General features: G+C 72.1%; 15 protein-coding genes. 7 read left to right on the top strand and 8 right to left on the bottom strand.

Annotated elements, in window-relative coordinates; translation table 11 throughout:
- The coding region (locus tag ABD332_RS06855) for a transposase (RefSeq protein WP_425552137.1) at positions 1–339 on the top strand (339 nt) is incomplete at its 5' end.
- A gap of 51 nt (positions 340–390) precedes the next feature.
- On the opposite strand, the gene ABD332_RS06860 is transcribed toward ABD332_RS06855, so the two are convergent.
- The 7 genes from ABD332_RS06860 to ABD332_RS06890 are packed head-to-tail and all read right to left on the bottom strand — an operon-like array spanning position 391 to position 7796.
- Entirely contained in the window at positions 391–1731 is a 1341-nt protein-coding gene (locus ABD332_RS06860; RefSeq protein ID WP_344500768.1) for a metallophosphoesterase, read from the bottom strand.
- A gap of 3 nt (positions 1732–1734) precedes the next feature.
- Positions 1735–1980: a MoaD/ThiS family protein gene (locus tag ABD332_RS06865; RefSeq protein ID WP_344500770.1), complete on the bottom strand. Its 246-nt coding sequence runs from the start codon at positions 1978–1980 to the stop codon at positions 1735–1737.
- A complete protein-coding gene (gene moaA / locus ABD332_RS06870; RefSeq protein ID WP_344500772.1) occupies positions 1977–3008 on the bottom strand; it encodes a GTP 3',8-cyclase MoaA in 1032 nt (343 codons plus the stop codon). Before moaA ends, ABD332_RS06865 begins: the two co-directional genes overlap by 4 nt.
- Positions 3009–3039: 31 nt before the next feature.
- Positions 3040–3906, bottom strand: a complete 867-nt coding sequence (locus ABD332_RS06875) for a fructosamine kinase family protein (RefSeq protein ID WP_344500774.1) — start codon at positions 3904–3906, stop codon at positions 3040–3042.
- Complete coding sequence (locus tag ABD332_RS06880) at positions 3906–4346, bottom strand: hypothetical protein (protein ID WP_344500776.1); 441 nt, start codon at positions 4344–4346, stop codon at positions 3906–3908. The genes ABD332_RS06875 and ABD332_RS06880 overlap by 1 nt, the downstream gene beginning before the upstream one ends.
- Entirely contained in the window at positions 4318–5976 is a 1659-nt protein-coding gene (locus ABD332_RS06885) for a GTPase family protein (protein WP_344500778.1), read from the bottom strand. Before ABD332_RS06885 ends, ABD332_RS06880 begins: the two co-directional genes overlap by 29 nt.
- Positions 5973–7796 carry a dynamin family protein gene (locus tag ABD332_RS06890; RefSeq protein WP_425552138.1) on the bottom strand — a complete coding sequence of 608 codons (1824 nt, stop codon included), beginning with the start codon at positions 7794–7796 and terminating at the stop codon, positions 5973–5975. The genes ABD332_RS06885 and ABD332_RS06890 overlap by 4 nt, the downstream gene beginning before the upstream one ends.
- Positions 7797–8034: 238 nt before the next feature.
- Here ABD332_RS06890 and dnaK point away from each other — a divergent pair, with 238 nt between their 5' ends.
- Genes dnaK through ABD332_RS06910 form a run of 4 tightly spaced genes read left to right on the top strand, consistent with a single transcriptional unit; the run spans position 8035 to position 12348 of the window.
- Positions 8035–9906, top strand: a complete 1872-nt coding sequence (dnaK, locus tag ABD332_RS06895) for a molecular chaperone DnaK (protein WP_344500780.1) — start codon at positions 8035–8037, stop codon at positions 9904–9906.
- Positions 9903–10643, top strand: a complete 741-nt coding sequence (grpE, locus tag ABD332_RS06900) for a nucleotide exchange factor GrpE (RefSeq protein ID WP_344500782.1) — start codon at positions 9903–9905, stop codon at positions 10641–10643. Before dnaK ends, grpE begins: the two co-directional genes overlap by 4 nt.
- Positions 10644–10667: 24 nt before the next feature.
- On the top strand, positions 10668–11915 hold the full coding sequence (locus tag ABD332_RS06905; protein ID WP_344500784.1) for a DnaJ C-terminal domain-containing protein: 1248 nt from the start codon (positions 10668–10670) through the stop codon (positions 11913–11915).
- On the top strand, positions 11905–12348 hold the full coding sequence (locus tag ABD332_RS06910) for a heat shock protein transcriptional repressor HspR (RefSeq protein ID WP_344500786.1): 444 nt from the start codon (positions 11905–11907) through the stop codon (positions 12346–12348). The genes ABD332_RS06905 and ABD332_RS06910 overlap by 11 nt, the downstream gene beginning before the upstream one ends.
- A 123-nt stretch (positions 12349–12471) precedes the next feature.
- On the opposite strand, the gene ABD332_RS06915 is transcribed toward ABD332_RS06910, so the two are convergent.
- Entirely contained in the window at positions 12472–12903 is a 432-nt protein-coding gene (locus ABD332_RS06915; protein ID WP_344500788.1) for a hypothetical protein, read from the bottom strand.
- Positions 12904–13103: 200 nt separating this feature from the next.
- Between ABD332_RS06915 and ABD332_RS06920 the strand changes: the two genes are divergently transcribed.
- Both ABD332_RS06920 and ABD332_RS06925 read left to right on the top strand, forming a co-directional pair.
- Complete coding sequence (locus ABD332_RS06920) at positions 13104–13658, top strand: DUF1707 SHOCT-like domain-containing protein (RefSeq protein ID WP_344500790.1); 555 nt, start codon at positions 13104–13106, stop codon at positions 13656–13658.
- Positions 13646–14851, top strand: a complete 1206-nt coding sequence (locus ABD332_RS06925) for a sialidase family protein (RefSeq protein ID WP_344500792.1) — start codon at positions 13646–13648, stop codon at positions 14849–14851. Before ABD332_RS06920 ends, ABD332_RS06925 begins: the two co-directional genes overlap by 13 nt.

Below are 14851 nucleotides of genomic sequence, written 5' to 3' on the forward strand. Positions count from 1 at the left end.
CGACCCAACCGGATCCTGGGCGACAAGGCGTACTCCATCAAGGCGATCCGCACCGACCTGCGTCGCCGCCGGATCGCCGCCACCACCCCTGAACGCGTCGACCAGCAGGCCAACCGCCGCAAACGCGGCGCCGCGGGCGGCCGGCCACCCGCGTTCGACACCGAACGGTACAAGGAACGCAACACCGTCGAACGCGCGGTCAGCAAACTCAAACAGTTCCGCGCCGCCGCCACCCGCTACGACAAACGTGCCTTCATGTACCTGGCCGCCATCGACGTCGCCATCATCAAAATCTGGCTCCGCGACCTCACCACCAGAGATCCAAGAGACACGACCTAGCCTGGCGCTCGCCTAGCCGTCTCGTCTCGGCCCGCCGTTCCGGGCGCAGAGCTAGGCGCGGTGCAGCTCGATGACCGAGATGTCCGGTGGGGCGCCGAAGCGGACCGGGGGGCCCCAGAAGCCGGCGCCGCGGGTGACGTAGACCTGGGTGCCGTCGACGGTGCCGAGGCCGGACACCACGGGGGCCTCCAGGCCCACCAGCAGGTTGAAGGGCACCATCTGGCCGCCGTGGGTGTGGCCCGACAGCTGCAGGTCGACGCCGTGCTTGGCGGCGTCGTGGGCCTGGACCGGCTGGTGGGCGAGCAGCACGACCGGGCGCGAGGCGTCGCGGCCGTCGAGGGCCTTCGCGAAGTCCGGCCCGTCGCCCACGTCGGAGCCCGTCACGTCGTTGACGCCGGCGAGGTCGAGGCCCTGGATGTCGAGGCGCTCGTTGCGCAGCACGCGCACGCCGAGCGAGTTCACCTCGTCGATCCACTCCTGGTAGCCGGAGAAATACTCGTGGTTGCCGGTGACGAAGAAGCTGCCCTGCCGCGACCGCAGGTCCTGCAGCGGCTCCGCCGCGGGGCCCAGCTCGGCCACCGAACCGTCGACCAGGTCCCCCACGATCGCGACGACGTCCGCGTCGACCGAGTTGATGATGCGGACGATCCGCTCGGTGTGCGAGCGGCCCAGCAGCGGGCCGAGGTGGATGTCGGATACCAGGGCGATCTTGAAGCCGGACATGCTCGCCGGCAGCTTCGCCAGCTGGATCGGGACGCGCTTCAGCTGCGGCGCGCTCTTCGCCTGCCACGTGCCGATGCCCACCGCGCCCACGGACAGCACCCCGGCCGTCGCGGCCAGGGACCGCCCGAGCAGCAGCCGCCGTGAGGGGTCGTGCCTGCTGTCCACAGCCTCCGGCAGCGGCTCCGCCGCCGACCGCTCGTCCACGACCTCGGCGAGCTCGCCGTTGTCCACAGCCTGTGCCGGCCCGGCGGCGGCGCCGATATCCACAGCCCGCCCGCCCGCGTCCACAGTCTCCTGCACAGGTCGGGGACTTCTGTCCACAGGCCCGGCAGTGGTTTCCACAGAGTTATCCACAGGGCGGCGGCGGGTCCACGGGCGCAGGGCGAGCCGGGGCAGCTCCAGCAGCGCGAGCGTCACCAGCAGGTAGAACATCAGGGCCAGCCACAGGAATCCGGGCCACGCCAGGATCGGTTGCTGCTTCAGCGGCAGCACCCGCGAGCCGACCAGCGTCACCGGGATCAGGATCCCGAGCAGCACCACCACCAGCGTGCCGATCCTGCGGCCGCGGCGGGTGGTGAAGACGTCCTTGACCAGGCGCTTCCACAGATACCAGTGGATGCCGAAGACGATGAGCAGCACGACCACCAGGAACAGTGCGATGAACAACACGTGTCAGCCGCCCGCGAACGGTGGAAGGACGTCGACCGTCGCCGTCGACGGCAGGGCCGCTTCGCGGTCCCGCCAGGACGTGCCGTCGACGAGGAACGAACAGGCCGTGAGCACCGACGCCAGCCTGGGCCGGTCGTGGGTGAGCACGGCCATGAGCTCGCCGAGCGTCGCCGCCTCGACCTTCTCCTCGGGCACGCCGGCGGCCGCGCGGGCCCCGGCGAAGTAACGCACGAGCAGCACCGCGGTCATCCCCCGATCGCTGACATGGGACGGGCGGGCTGCAGGAACGTCGGGTCGTCGATGCCGTGCCCGGCCGGCTTCGCCCACATCGCCTTGCGCCACAGGTCGGCGAGCTCGCCGTCGGTGGCGCCGCCACGCATCGCGCCGCGCAGGTCGGTCTCCTCCTGGCTGAACAGGCACGAGCGCACCGAGCCGTCGGCGGTCAGGCGGGTGCGGTCGCAGGCGCCGCAGAACGGGCGCGACACGCTCGCGATCACACCGACCCGCGCGGGTCCGCCGCCGACGGCGGTGTGCCCCTCGACCAGCCAGGTCTCGGCGGGAGCGCCGCCGCGCAGGACGGGGTCGGGCCGCAGGTCGAACGACTCCCGCAGCCGGGCGAGGATCTCCTCGCCGGTCACCATCTCCTCGCGCCGCCAGGTGTGCCCGGCGTCCAGCGGCATCTGCTCGATGAACCGCAGCTCATAGCCGCGGTCGAGGGCGAACCGCAGCAGCGGCACCGCCTCGTCGTCGTTGACCCCGCGCAGCAGCACCGCATTCATCTTCACCGGCACCAGGCCGGCCTCCGCCGAGGCGGCGAGCCCGGCGAGCACGTCGGCGTGCCGGTCACGGCGGGTCAGGGTCTGGAACCTGGCGGGGTCGATGGTGTCGAGCGAGACGTTGACCCGGTCGAGGCCCGCCTCGGCGAGCGTGCCGGCGAGGCGGGCCAGGCCGACGCCATTGGTCGTCAGCATGGTGCTCGGGCGCGGCTCCAGCGCGGCGACGGCCCGCACGATCCCCGGCAGCCCGCGGCGCAGCAGCGGCTCGCCGCCGGTGAACCGGACCTCGGTCACGCCGAGCTGGATGACCGCGACCCCGATCAGCCTGATGACCTCGTCGTCGGTGAGCAGGGTCGGGCTCGGCAGCCAGTCGAGGCCCTCGGCGGGCATGCAATAGGTGCAGCGCAGGTTGCACCGGTCGGTCAGCGAGACCCGAAGGTCGGTAGCCACACGGCCATGGCGGTCGGTGAGACCGGCACCAGGTGGCTCCGAAGGCTTCATGCCGGAAACGGTACCCCAGGGGTCTGACAGTTCAGAGTGCCCGCAATGTCGACCGCACCGACTCCCGGTACGCCGCCCCGAACAGCGCCGTGTGCACCAGCAGCAGGTACAGCCGATGCAACGCCACCCGGTCCTGCCAGCCGTCGGCGAGCGGCCACGCCTCGCGGTACGCGGCCATGATCCGGTCATGGTGCGGCGCCCCGCCCCACAGCCCCAGCAGCGCCAGGTCGGTCTCCCGGTGCCCGCCGTGCGCCGCCGGGTCCACCAGCCACCCGGCGCCGGACCGGTCCCACAGCACGTTGCCCGGCCACAGGTCGCCATGGATTCGAGAGGGCGGTTCGTCGCCACCGTACGACGAGATGCCGGCGATCACGCGCTCCACATCGGCCACGTCGGAGCCGGTCAGCGCGCCGTTGTCGATCGACGTCCGCAGGAAGGGCAGCAGCCGCCGCTCCGCGAACCACGGTCCCCACGGCCCGTCGGAGGGGTCGTTGGGCAGCGGCGCCGTGCCGATGAACCCGGGCCAGGCGGCCCCGAACGACGGCGCGCCCGCCCGGTGCATCGCCGCCAGCTGCCGCCCCAGCGAGGAAGCCCCGTCGGGGGTCGCCTCACCGTGCTCGATCCACTCGAGGGCGAGCATGGCCGGGAGCTCGGCGATCACCGACGGCACCTGCACCGTGCCGGCCTCCTGAAGCCACCGCAGACCGGCGGCCTCGGTGGCGAAGAACCCCGCGGGCGGGTCATCGAGGGACTTGCAGAAGATCGAGCTGCCGTCGTCGAGCGTGAGCCGCTGCGCGGTGCAGATCGACCCGCCCGGCACCGGCGTCTCGCGGATCCGCTGGTGCTTGATGAACACGGGCAGCTGCCCGGGGTGTGCGCGCAAGAAGTCCAGATCCATCAGCGCTGCCTTCGCAGAGAAACCAAGTGGGTCGCGGCCAGTGCCGGCGGCACCAGCGCCCCGGCCACCAGGCTCAACAGGCTCAGCACCCGATCCGTCGCGCCCATGTGCCCGGCGTGCAGCGCGTGGAAGCCGAAGTGCAGGGTGCCGAAGACGGCCGTGGCCACCCCGGCGAGCCAGCTGGTGGCGGGCCGGTCGAGCACGGCCGCGCCGCCGCAGAGCACCGCGATCATGAGCATCGTGGCGCCCAGGTCGACGATCAGGTGCTGGTTGTAGGGCGGGTACGCGGCCGTCCAGTGCAGCCCGAAGCCGGGAAACGTGGCGAAGAACCGCTCCGGGAAGACCACGGCCCACGCCCCCCAGGCGACGTTGACCAGGGCGATCACGGAGAAACCGGCGCGGCGGACGAAGTCAGCGGGCGGCGGCGCGTAAAGCGTCACGCGCGTCATCGTACGAGCGCAGCACCCCACGCATCGGCGCGACGATGTGCACGTCCGCGACCTGCGCGATCGCGGCCCGCAGCCGGCGGTCGGCGCGCGCCCTGGCCCGGCGGGCGGCCATCCCCACGACCGGACGGACGACGACCGACAGCAGCACCCCGAACAGGAGCCCGCCGACGAGCAGCGCGGTCGGCACCGGCAGCCGCCCGGCGTGCGGCGCCGCCACGTCCGGCAGCCCGAGGAACGCGAAGACCGCCCGCACCGTCAGCCACAGCAGCCCCACCAGCGCGGTCGCGGCGCCGAGCCACTGCAGCGCCCCCACCAGCCGCCACCAGAACGGTTTGCGGTCCATGCCGAGGTCCGCCGAGGCGACCGCCACGTCCAGCGCGTCGGGCACGTCGTCGAGGCGTGCGCGGGAAGCGGCGGTGACCGCGGCCGGCCACGGCTCCGGCAGCTCCGCGCCCGCCTGCTCGGCGACCTCTCGGGACGCGAGCGCGACCGCGGCCTTCTGCGCGGCGCTCGATTCAGGCAGTGACGATGCGGCAGGTGTACTGCCGGCAGGCTGGTCCAGGTGCAGGCGCCGCAACGGATCCGGTCGCAGCCGGCGGACCCAGCGGGCGACCGGCCAGCCGAGGACGCCGGCGGCCCGGTGCCGGTAGGTGCGCTCGGTCGCCGCGACGACGATCGGCACCCCGGCCGCTGTGGCGAGGGACTCCGCGAGGCGGTCGATCGCGGCGGGTTGGATGCGCTCGCCCCGTACATCGGCGGCCACCAGCGGATCGAGCTCACCGACGGCACCGCTCACGTCGCCGGCGAGCCGCTGCAGGAAGGCCTGGCGCTGCGCGACGGTGCGCTCCAGCGTGGCGCGGAGCGTGTCGAGGCCGGGCTGGCCCTTCGCGGACGTCGGGAACGCCGGCACGCCGCCGAGCCCGTCGGCTTCCAGCAGGCGGCGCAGGTCGGCGACGAGCCGCTCGCTGTCGGTGCGGTTGAGCCGGTCGGCCTGGTTGAGCACCACGACCGTCACGTCCCGGTGCCGCTGGAACTGGGAGAGGTACTGCTGGTGGACCACGCGGTCGGCGTACTTCTGGGGGTCGAGCACCCACACGACGAGGTCGACGAGGCGCAGCAGCCGGTCGACCTCCAGCCGGTGCCGTGCCTCGATGGAGTCGAAGTCGGGCAGGTCGAGCAGCACCAGCCCGCGAAGGCCGGCCTCGTCCTCGCCGTCGAGCGCGCTCTCGCGGGTGAAGCGCCGGTTGGGCGGCACACCGAGCCAGTCGAGCAGCGGCCCGGCGCCCTGCGCGCCCCACACGCAGGCGTGCGCGACGCCGGTCGTCGGGCGGCGCACCCCGACCCGCGACAGCTGAAACCGGCACAGCGCATTGAACAGGCTGGACTTGCCGCTGCCGGTGGCGCCCGCGAGCGCGACGACGGTGTGCGCCCTGGACAGCGCGAGCCGCTCGCCGGCCCGGTCGATGACCGTGCGGGCCGTGACCAGCCTGGCGTCGGGCACGTGGTCCTCGGCCGCCTGCACGAACCGCCGCAGCGCCTCCACCCGGTCGGCGAGCTGGTCGGCGTCCACCGCGCCGCCCTGCCGCGGGATCACCTGCTTGATCTTGTCCACCAAGCTCATTTCTGCGGCTCCAGCCGGACGTCGGCGCGGGCGAGCTGCACCGCGGTGCTGGCGGCGCGCAGGCGGCCGGCGTAGTCGTCGTCGATCCCCGCACCGGCCAGCGCGCTGCGGTAGCGGCCGGCCTCCTCGTCGAAGAGGGCGGTGACCCGCTCCAGCAGGTCCTGTCTGGCCCGGGTGGCGAGTGACCGCACCGCCTGGTCGCCGAAGATCGCCTCGAGCACCTTCTGCGCGGTGACGGTGGTGCCGCCGGCGACCACGATCTCCAGCCCGGTCGGGATGAACGCGGTCGCCGCGAAGACGGAGACCATCACCAGCAGCCCGGTCGCGTTGACCGCATAGGCGCTGGCCCGGGCGAGCACCCGCTTGTCGCCGGCCTCGGAGCGCACCAGGTCGAGGACCGAGCGCTGCCAGTCGCGGATGAGCCGGGCGATCCGCTCGTCGAGGTCGTCGGAGGGGCGGGTCAGGTTGGGCGCGGCGGTCAGCAGCGCGGCGCCCGCGGGGTGGGCCTTCCAGGCGGCGCCGGCCCGCTCGGCGGCGTCGGTCGCGGCGCCCTTGAGCAGGATCGCGAGTCCCGAGCCGATTGCCTCCTGGAAGCGCTCGCCGGGCGCCGGCCGGCCGGTGACGGCGGCGACGACCCGGTCGCGGGCGCGCCCGACCCGGGCCTGCAGCGCGCGCATGATGTCGCCCGTGCCGACGAGCTCCTGCCATCGGGCCAGCACCTCGCCCCGCAGCAGCGCCCCGTCGTGGATGCCCTGCTCGACCGAGGAGGCGGCCGCCCGGTAGGACCCGCGGACCGCGTCGTCGAGCGACTTCGCCGCCGTGACCTGGTCCTCCGCGGCCGAGGCGAGCACGCCGACGTCCATCGTGAGCGCGTCGACGGCGCCGCCGACGGTCTGGCGGACCACGGCAGCGCGCGCCTCCGCGGAGCGGGCCAGCTTGCCGAACCAGTCGCGCAGCGGCGCCACCTGCGCCTCGCTGAGCAGCCCCTGACTGTCGAGCCGGGCCTCGGGCAGGATGAACAGCGGCACCCCGCCGAGGTCCTGCTCCTGCAGCATCCCGGTCAGGTGCGGGCCGATCTCGTCGGCCGCGCCGCCGCCGGGCACCCGGTCGAGCACCAGGGCGATGGCGGTGCCCCGGTTACGGGCGGTGCGCAGCATGCCCCACGGCACCGCGTCGGCATACCGCGCGGCGGTGGTGACGAAGAGCCAGAGGTCGGCGGCGGCGAGCAGTTGCGAGGCGAGCTGCCGGTTGGCGTCGACGACGGAGTCGATGTCGGGCGCGTCGAGCAGGGCCAGCCCGGGGCTGAGCGCCTGGGCGGACACGACCTGCAGCGTCCTGGCATCGCTGCTCGCGCCGCTGGTGCGGGTCAGCGAAGGCAGCACGTTGGCCTTGGCGAACCACGACATGTCGGTGGGGTGGCAGACGAGGACCGGCGCCCGGGTGGTGGGGCGCAGCACGCCCGACGGGCTGACCGGGGTGCGGACCAGGCTGTTGACCAGCGTCGACTTGCCGGCGCCGGTCGAGCCGCCGACGACCACCAGCAGCGGCGCGTCGAGCCGGTCGAGCCTGGGCAGCAGATAGTCGTCGAGCTGGCCGACCATGGCGGCGGCGACCGCGGTGGCGCGCTCGGCGCTGGGCAGCGGCAGCGCGAACCGGGTCTCCTTGCCGAGGTCGCGGAGATCGACGAGCGCCGAGACGAGGTCGGCCAGTCCGGATCGCTCCGGCTCCCGGGCGCGTGGGGGCCGACCGGCGGACGGGCCATCAGCTGAAGGGCTGGCAGCCGCCGACCGGGCGGACACCGACTCGCCCTGTGTGGTCACTGCTAAAGCGTGCACGATGTCGCTGTCGAGCGCCATGCAATGGCCGTAAGCATCGATGTCACCCAGCGCAATCTCACCCATGACGTACCACAGCGGCGGCCCCGGGTGTGACAAGTTGCGTCGATCTCACTCAAGGTTGGACTTGACGATCGTGACTTGCATGGCACTATTGAGTGACAGTCACTCAACTTCGCAGTCGGGGCTCTCGCACCGACTGTCTCTTGGAGGTCAAGCAGCTATGGCACGTGCGGTCGGCATCGACCTCGGAACCACCAACTCGGTGGTCAGTGTCCTGGAGGGCGGCGAGCCCAGCGTCATCGCCAACGCCGAAGGTGCGCGCACGACGCCGTCCATCGTCGCGTTCGCCCGTAACGGTGAGGTGCTGGTGGGCGAGGTCGCCAAGCGCCAGGCGGTCACCAACCCGGACCGGACCATCCGCTCCGTGAAGCGTGAGATGGGCACCAACTGGGCCATCGACATCGACAGCAAGAAGTACACCCCGCAGGAGATCTCCGCGCGGGTGCTCATGAAGCTCAAGCGCGACGCCGAGGCCTACCTCGGCGAGCAGATCACCGACGCGGTCATCACCGTGCCGGCATATTTCAACGACTCGCAGCGCACCGCCACGAAGGAGGCCGGCGAGATCGCCGGTTTCAACGTGCTGCGCATCGTCAACGAGCCGACCGCCGCCGCCCTGGCCTATGGCCTGGACAAGGGCCCGAAGGAGCAGACCGTCCTGGTCTTCGACCTCGGCGGTGGCACGTTCGACGTGTCGGTCCTGGAGCTCGCCGAGGGTGTCGTCGAGGTCAAGTCGACCTCCGGTGACAACCACCTCGGTGGCGACGACTGGGACGAGCGGGTCATCGACCACCTGGTGAAGATGTTCCGCGGCCAGCACGGCATCGACCTGTCCGCCGACAAGATGGCGATGCAGCGTCTGCGCGAGGCCTCCGAGAAGGCCAAGATCGAGCTGTCCGCCGCCACCACCACCTCGATCAACCTGCCCTACATCACCGCCGGCCCCGACGGCCCGCTGCACCTGGACACCCAGCTGTCGCGCGCCGAGTTCCAGCGGATGACGCAGGACCTGCTCGACCGCACCAAGGTCCCGTTCGAGAACGCGATCCGCGACGCGGGCATCAAGGTCGGCCAGCTCGACCACGTCATCCTCGTCGGCGGCTCGACCCGTATGCCCGCGGTGACCGAGCTGGTCAAGCAGCTCACCGGCAAGGACCCCAACAAGGGCGTCAACCCGGACGAGGTCGTCGCCGTCGGCGCCGCCCTCCAGGCCGGTGTCCTCAAGGGTGAGGTCAAGGACGTCCTGCTGCTCGATGTCACCCCGCTGTCGCTGGGCATCGAGACCAAGGGCGGCATCATGCACAAGCTGGTCGAGCGCAACACGACCATCCCGACCAAGCGCTCCGAGGTCTACACCACCGCCGACGACAACCAGCCGTCGGTGCTCATCCAGGTCTTCCAGGGTGAGCGGGAGATGGCGGCCTACAACAAGCGCCTCGGCACCTTCGAGCTGACCGGCCTGCCGCCGGCGCCGCGTGGCGTGCCGCAGATCGAGGTCACCTTCGACATCGACGCCAACGGCATCGTGCACGTGTCCGCCAAGGACCTCGGCACGGGCAAGGAGCAGTCGATGACGATCACCGGCGGCTCGGCGCTGCCGAAGGACGACATCGAGCGGATGATGCGCGACGCGCAGGAGCACGCCGACGACGACAAGCGTCGCCGCGAGGAGGCCGAGACCCGCAACCTGGCCGAGGCCCTGCAGTGGCAGACCGAGAAGTTCCTCGCCGAGTCCGGTGACAAGATCCCGGCCGACGCCCGCGACCAGATGAACGAGGCGCTGGGCGACCTGCGCAGCGCGCTGGGCGGCAACGACACCGAGCGGATCAAGGCGGCGCACGAGAAGCTGGCGCAGGTCTCGCAGCAGGCCGGCAGCGCGCTCTACGAGCAGCAGCGGCAGCAGAGCGCCGGCGGCGAGGCTCCCGGCGCCGGGTTCGGCGGCGGCGACACGGCCGGCACGGCCGGCACCGCCGGAAACGGCCCGGATGACGTTGTCGACGCCGAGATCATCGACGAGGGCGACAAGAAGTGACCGACGAAGCCCGCGCCGCCGGCCCGGAGGGGCCGGCGGAGCGCGTTGTGATCAAGGACAAGCGGAAGGTGTCGGCCGACAGCAAGCCGGTCGAAACACCCGACGCCGGACACACCGCGGAGGAGGTCGAAGTGGCGGTCGAGGAGACCGAAGAGGCAGAGGTGCAAGCGGAAGCGGCCGACGAGACACCGGTCGAGGGCGAGATCGTGGACGAGGCGTTCACGGTGCACGCGCCGCCGGTCAGCGAGCCGGGCGAGGCCGCCGCGCAGGGCACCACGGACGACGCGCACCAGCACGGCCTCGGTGCCGAGCTGGCCGCGCTGCGCACCGACCTCGACGAGCGCACCCGTGACCTGCAGCGGGTCACCGCCGAATACGCCAACTACCGCAAGCGGGTCGACCGCGACCGGGCGCTGGTGGTCGAGCAGTCCACCGGCAACGTGCTCGGCGCGCTGCTGCCCGTGCTCGACGACCTGGACCGGGCCCGCGAGCACGGCGACCTGGTCGGGCCGTTCGGCGCGGTGGCGGAGCAGCTGACGGCGGCGCTGACGAAGTTCGGGCTGACCGTCTTCGGGTCGAAGGGCGATCCGTTCGACCCGACCCGTCACGAGGCGGTGGCCCACCTGACCTCGGCCGAGGTGAGCGAGCCGACCTGCATCGACGTGATGCGGCGCGGCTACCTCCTCGGCGAGCGGCTGCTGCGACCGGCCCTGGTCGCCGTTGCCGACCCGGAGTAAGAGACGCCTGGAGGAGGTGGCGCGATGAGTTCGAAGGACTGGTTGGAAAAGGATTTCTACGCGGTTCTGGGCGTCACCAAATCCGCTACCACCGACGAGGTCAAGAAGGCGTACCGCAAGCTCGCGCGCGAGCTGCACCCCGACCGCAACCCCAACAACGCGGCGGCCGAGGAGCGGTTCAAGGCGGTGTCGGAGGCGTATGACGTGCTCTCCGACCCGGGCCGGCGCAAGGAGTACGACGAGATGCGGTCGCTCTTCGGCGCGGGCGCGTTCCGGCGCAACGCCCGGGCCGGCAACCACGGCCCGGGCGGGCCCGGCTTCGACTTCTCCGACCTGTTCGCCAATGGCGCGCAGGGCAGCGGGGCCGGCCCCGGCGCCGGCGCCGGGGCGGGTGTCGGTGGCGACCGCCGCTTCGGCGGTGCGGGTTTCTCCGACCTGTTCAGCTCGATCTTCTCCGGTGGCGGCGGACCCGGCGCGCCCGGTGGGACGCCCGGCCGCCGCGGACGCGGACGCGACGTCGAGACCGAGGTGGTCCTCAACTTCGCCGACGCGGTCCAGGGCGCGACGCTGCCGATCACGCTGCGCACGCCCGGCACCTGCGAGACCTGCCACGGCAACGGCGCGGCCCCCGGCTCCACGCCGCGGACCTGCCCCAACTGCCGCGGCCAGGGTGTCGTCAGCAGCAACCAGGGCTCGTTCAGCTTCACCGAGCCGTGCCGCGAGTGCCAGGGCGTGGGCACGATCGTCGACGAGAAGTGCCCGGAGTGCGTGGGCAGCGGCGGCGTGACCAAGACCCGCACGATCAACGTGCGCATCCCTCCGGGGGTCGCCGAGGGTCAGCGGATCCGCCTGAGCGGTCGGGGCGAGCCGGGCACGCGTGGTGGCGCGGCCGGCGATCTGTTCGTGTTGATCAGGGTGCGTCCCGACTCGGTCTTCGGCCGGACCGGCGACGATCTGACCCTGACGGTGCCGGTGACCTTCGCGGAGGCGGCGCTCGGCGCCGACCTGCGGGTGCCGACCCTCGACGCGGCCGTGACGCTGCGGGTGCCCCCGGGCACCCCGAGCGGGCGGACGCTGCGGGTGCGCGGCAAGGGGGTCGCCCGGCGCGACGGGAAGGTCGGTGACCTGCTCGTCACGATCGACGTCCACGTGCCGGCGGACCTGAGCGAGGCCGCCCGGCAGGCACTGTCCGACTACGCGGCCGCGGCGCCGCCGGCTCCGAGGGAGCGGCTCGACGCGATCGCACGGGAGCGCAGCAGCTATGAACGATGACGATGACGAGCGTGCGATCTTCATCGGCTTCGAGGCGGTCTCCGACGCCAAGGTGCTGATCATCTCGATCGCTGCCCGGCTGGCCGGGATGCACCCGCAGACCCTGCGGCAGTACGACCGCATGGGGCTGGTGCAGCCCGGCCGCACGTCCGGCGGCGGCCGCCGCTACAGCGAGCGCGACGTGGCGCTGCTGCGCGAGGTGCAGCGGCTCAGCCAGGAGGAAGGCGTCAACCTCGCCGGCATCAAGCGGATCATCGAGCTGGAAGGGTTCGTCGGTGACCTGCGCCAGCGGGTGGCCGACCTGGAGGACGAGCTGATCCGCACCCGGACCAGGCTGGCGCAGCTGGAGGCGGCCGGCTTCCCGCGCCGCGACCTGGTGCCGACCAACCAGCACCCGACGGCGCTGGTGGTGTGGCGGCCTTCGCAGAAATAGCGTGTTTGCCGTTCCCCGCCGCAGGGCATCAGGTGCGCAGGGAATGGTGTGGTCATCCGGAGGGCTGACCGGATGCTCGCAGGGTGTGGTCAATGAGGGGGCGCCGTCGCTGACGGCGCCCTTTCAGCTGATCCTGCGGGGTGCGCGGGTCAGGCCGCCCTCGCACCAGTCGTGATACTCGAACAGCTCCGGCCGGGCCAGCAGCATCCGGGCGTTGTGCGCCCAGGTGGTCAGCAGCTCGTCGCCCTGCTCCTCGGCCTGCTCGACGAACTTGCGCAGCCGCCGCTTCGGGTGGGCCCGGAAGTGCGTGCGGATTCCGTCGGCGGCGTAGATGTACAGGCAGTGCAGTGCGAACCGGCGGGCCGGGCAGGCCGGGTCCATCGCCAGGTCGAACAGCGTGCCGATCAGCCGGTCGCCGGCGACCAGGAGGTCCCAGTCGGGCGGCATCGTCTGCAGCACCGCCGCGTCGGGGTGGTAGGCCCAGGCACGCAGCTCGGCTGGAGTAGGGTCGACCGGATTGGCAAAGCCCCGGAATCCCGCTTGTTGCACGCTCACTGTCAGCTCCCGTGGCCAGCGGGTATGTGATCGCCAGAGGTCCTGGAGTCGGCGACAACTTAGCCCGCCACCTGGCGACTGCGGAAGAGCCGAAGGGACCGGTTACTCTCCGGATACAGCCATACGGGTGGCTTTATGGTGAAAAGTCGCCCCGGTTCAGGGCTATATCAATGGATCTCGCCTGGGTCTACAGTGTCGTCGTGAGCACGGACCATCGCGACATGCGCATCTCAGACGCGGAGCGCGAGCGGGTTGTGGCCCAGCTGAACACGGCGGTGTCCGAGGGTCGGCTCACCCTCGCGGAGTTCGAGGAGCGCGTCGACGGCGTCCTGCGCTCCCGCACGTTCGGCGAGGTCGAGCCGTATGTGATCGACCTTCCCGTGCAGCAGGTGACCGCGCCCAAGCTGGTCGAGATCCGCAACCGGGCGTCGGCGCTGAAGCGGCAGGGCCGCTGGACCGTCCCCCGCCTGCTGTCGATCTCGACCCGGTCCGGGTCGGTGAAGATCGACTTCACCGAGGCGATCTTCAGTGCCACCGCCGTGGACATCGCGCTCGACGCGCAGTCCAGCTCGGTCGAGCTCATCCTGCCCGCCGGCGCCGCCGCCGACCTCGACAGCATCGACGCCGACGCGAGCAACGTGCGGTCGAAGGTCGAGCCGTCCGGGCCGGGCGTCGCGTTCCGCATCAGCGGCCAGGTCAAGCGCAGCAGCGTCAAGGTGCGCTACCAGCGGAGGTTCCTGCGGTGGCGGTGGTGAAACAGGCGGCGGTGGCGAAGCAGGTGGCGGTGGTGAAGCAGGTGGCGTCGGGGAAGCGTCGCGCGCTGGCCGCCGCCCTGGCCGTCACGCTGTTCATGACGCTGACCGCCGGTTCCTGCGGCCCCGGCGAGGAGCAGGCCGACGACCCGGCGCCGGACGTGTCCTACCAGGAGGAGGCGCCGGCCCCGGCCGGCTCGGAAGACCCGCACAACCGGCAGTCGGTGGTCCAGGTGCCGAAGGGCACCTCGCCGCGCGCGGTCGAGTTCGCCGACGCCGACACCGGGTATGCCCTGTTCAGCACGTGCGTCAACGGGCAGGCCTGCCAGGTCGGCCTGGTCATCACGCTCGACGGCGGGCAGTCGTGGGTGCCCCGCAAGGTGCCCTTCGACGACGCCACCGAGGTCGAGATGCGTCTCGGCCGGGGCAACGTGCTGCTGCTGCGCACGGCGCCCGGCGGCTGGTACGTCTCCAAGGACACCGGCCACACGTTCAAGCAGTACCCGCTCAATCCGCCGCCGCCGGAGCTCAACCTCACCGAGCCGCGCTTCAGCGTCGGCTGCCTCGACGGCACGGTCGACTGCGCGGCGCGCCAGCCGATGGAGCTCACCGACGACGGCAAGCGCGTGGCGCTGCCCAGCCACCCGTCGGGCAACCAGCGTTTCACGAGCCTGGTCGCGCAGGCGGACGGCAAGCTGTGGCTGACCGCGCAGTCGGTCGAGACCTCCGGCAGCGTCCCGCCGATGATCACGGTCAGCGTCTGGAGCAGCGCCGACGGCGGCCGCACCTGGCACGCCGAGGGCACCGCCAGGCTGCCGCAGCAGAGCGGCGTGGAGCCGCACGTGGTGGTGGCCCCCGACGGCTCCGACGTATGGCTCGCCGCCAACCAGTTCGCGGCCCGCCGCACCGAGGGCGGGACCTGGGTCGAGGCGAGCGCGATGCGTGAGGTCGCCGAGGTGTACAGCGCGGAGGTCCTGCCCGGCGGCCTGCTGCTGGTCGCCAGCGGTCAGGGCGTCTGGACGGTGGACAGCGAGCGGCGCACCCGCGACCAGGGCGGCCGGCTGGTCTTCCGGCTGCGCCGGCTGTCGGAGACGACGATCCTCGGCTACCCCGCGCAGCAGTCGGGTGAGGTGTGGCTGTGCGAGGTGAGAGACAAGAATTGTGAGTGGTCGAGGGTCGCTGTCGCTGCACGATAA

Source organism: Dactylosporangium maewongense, assembly GCF_039531485.1.
GTDB classification, from domain to species: Bacteria; Actinomycetota; Actinomycetes; order Mycobacteriales; family Micromonosporaceae; genus Dactylosporangium; species Dactylosporangium maewongense.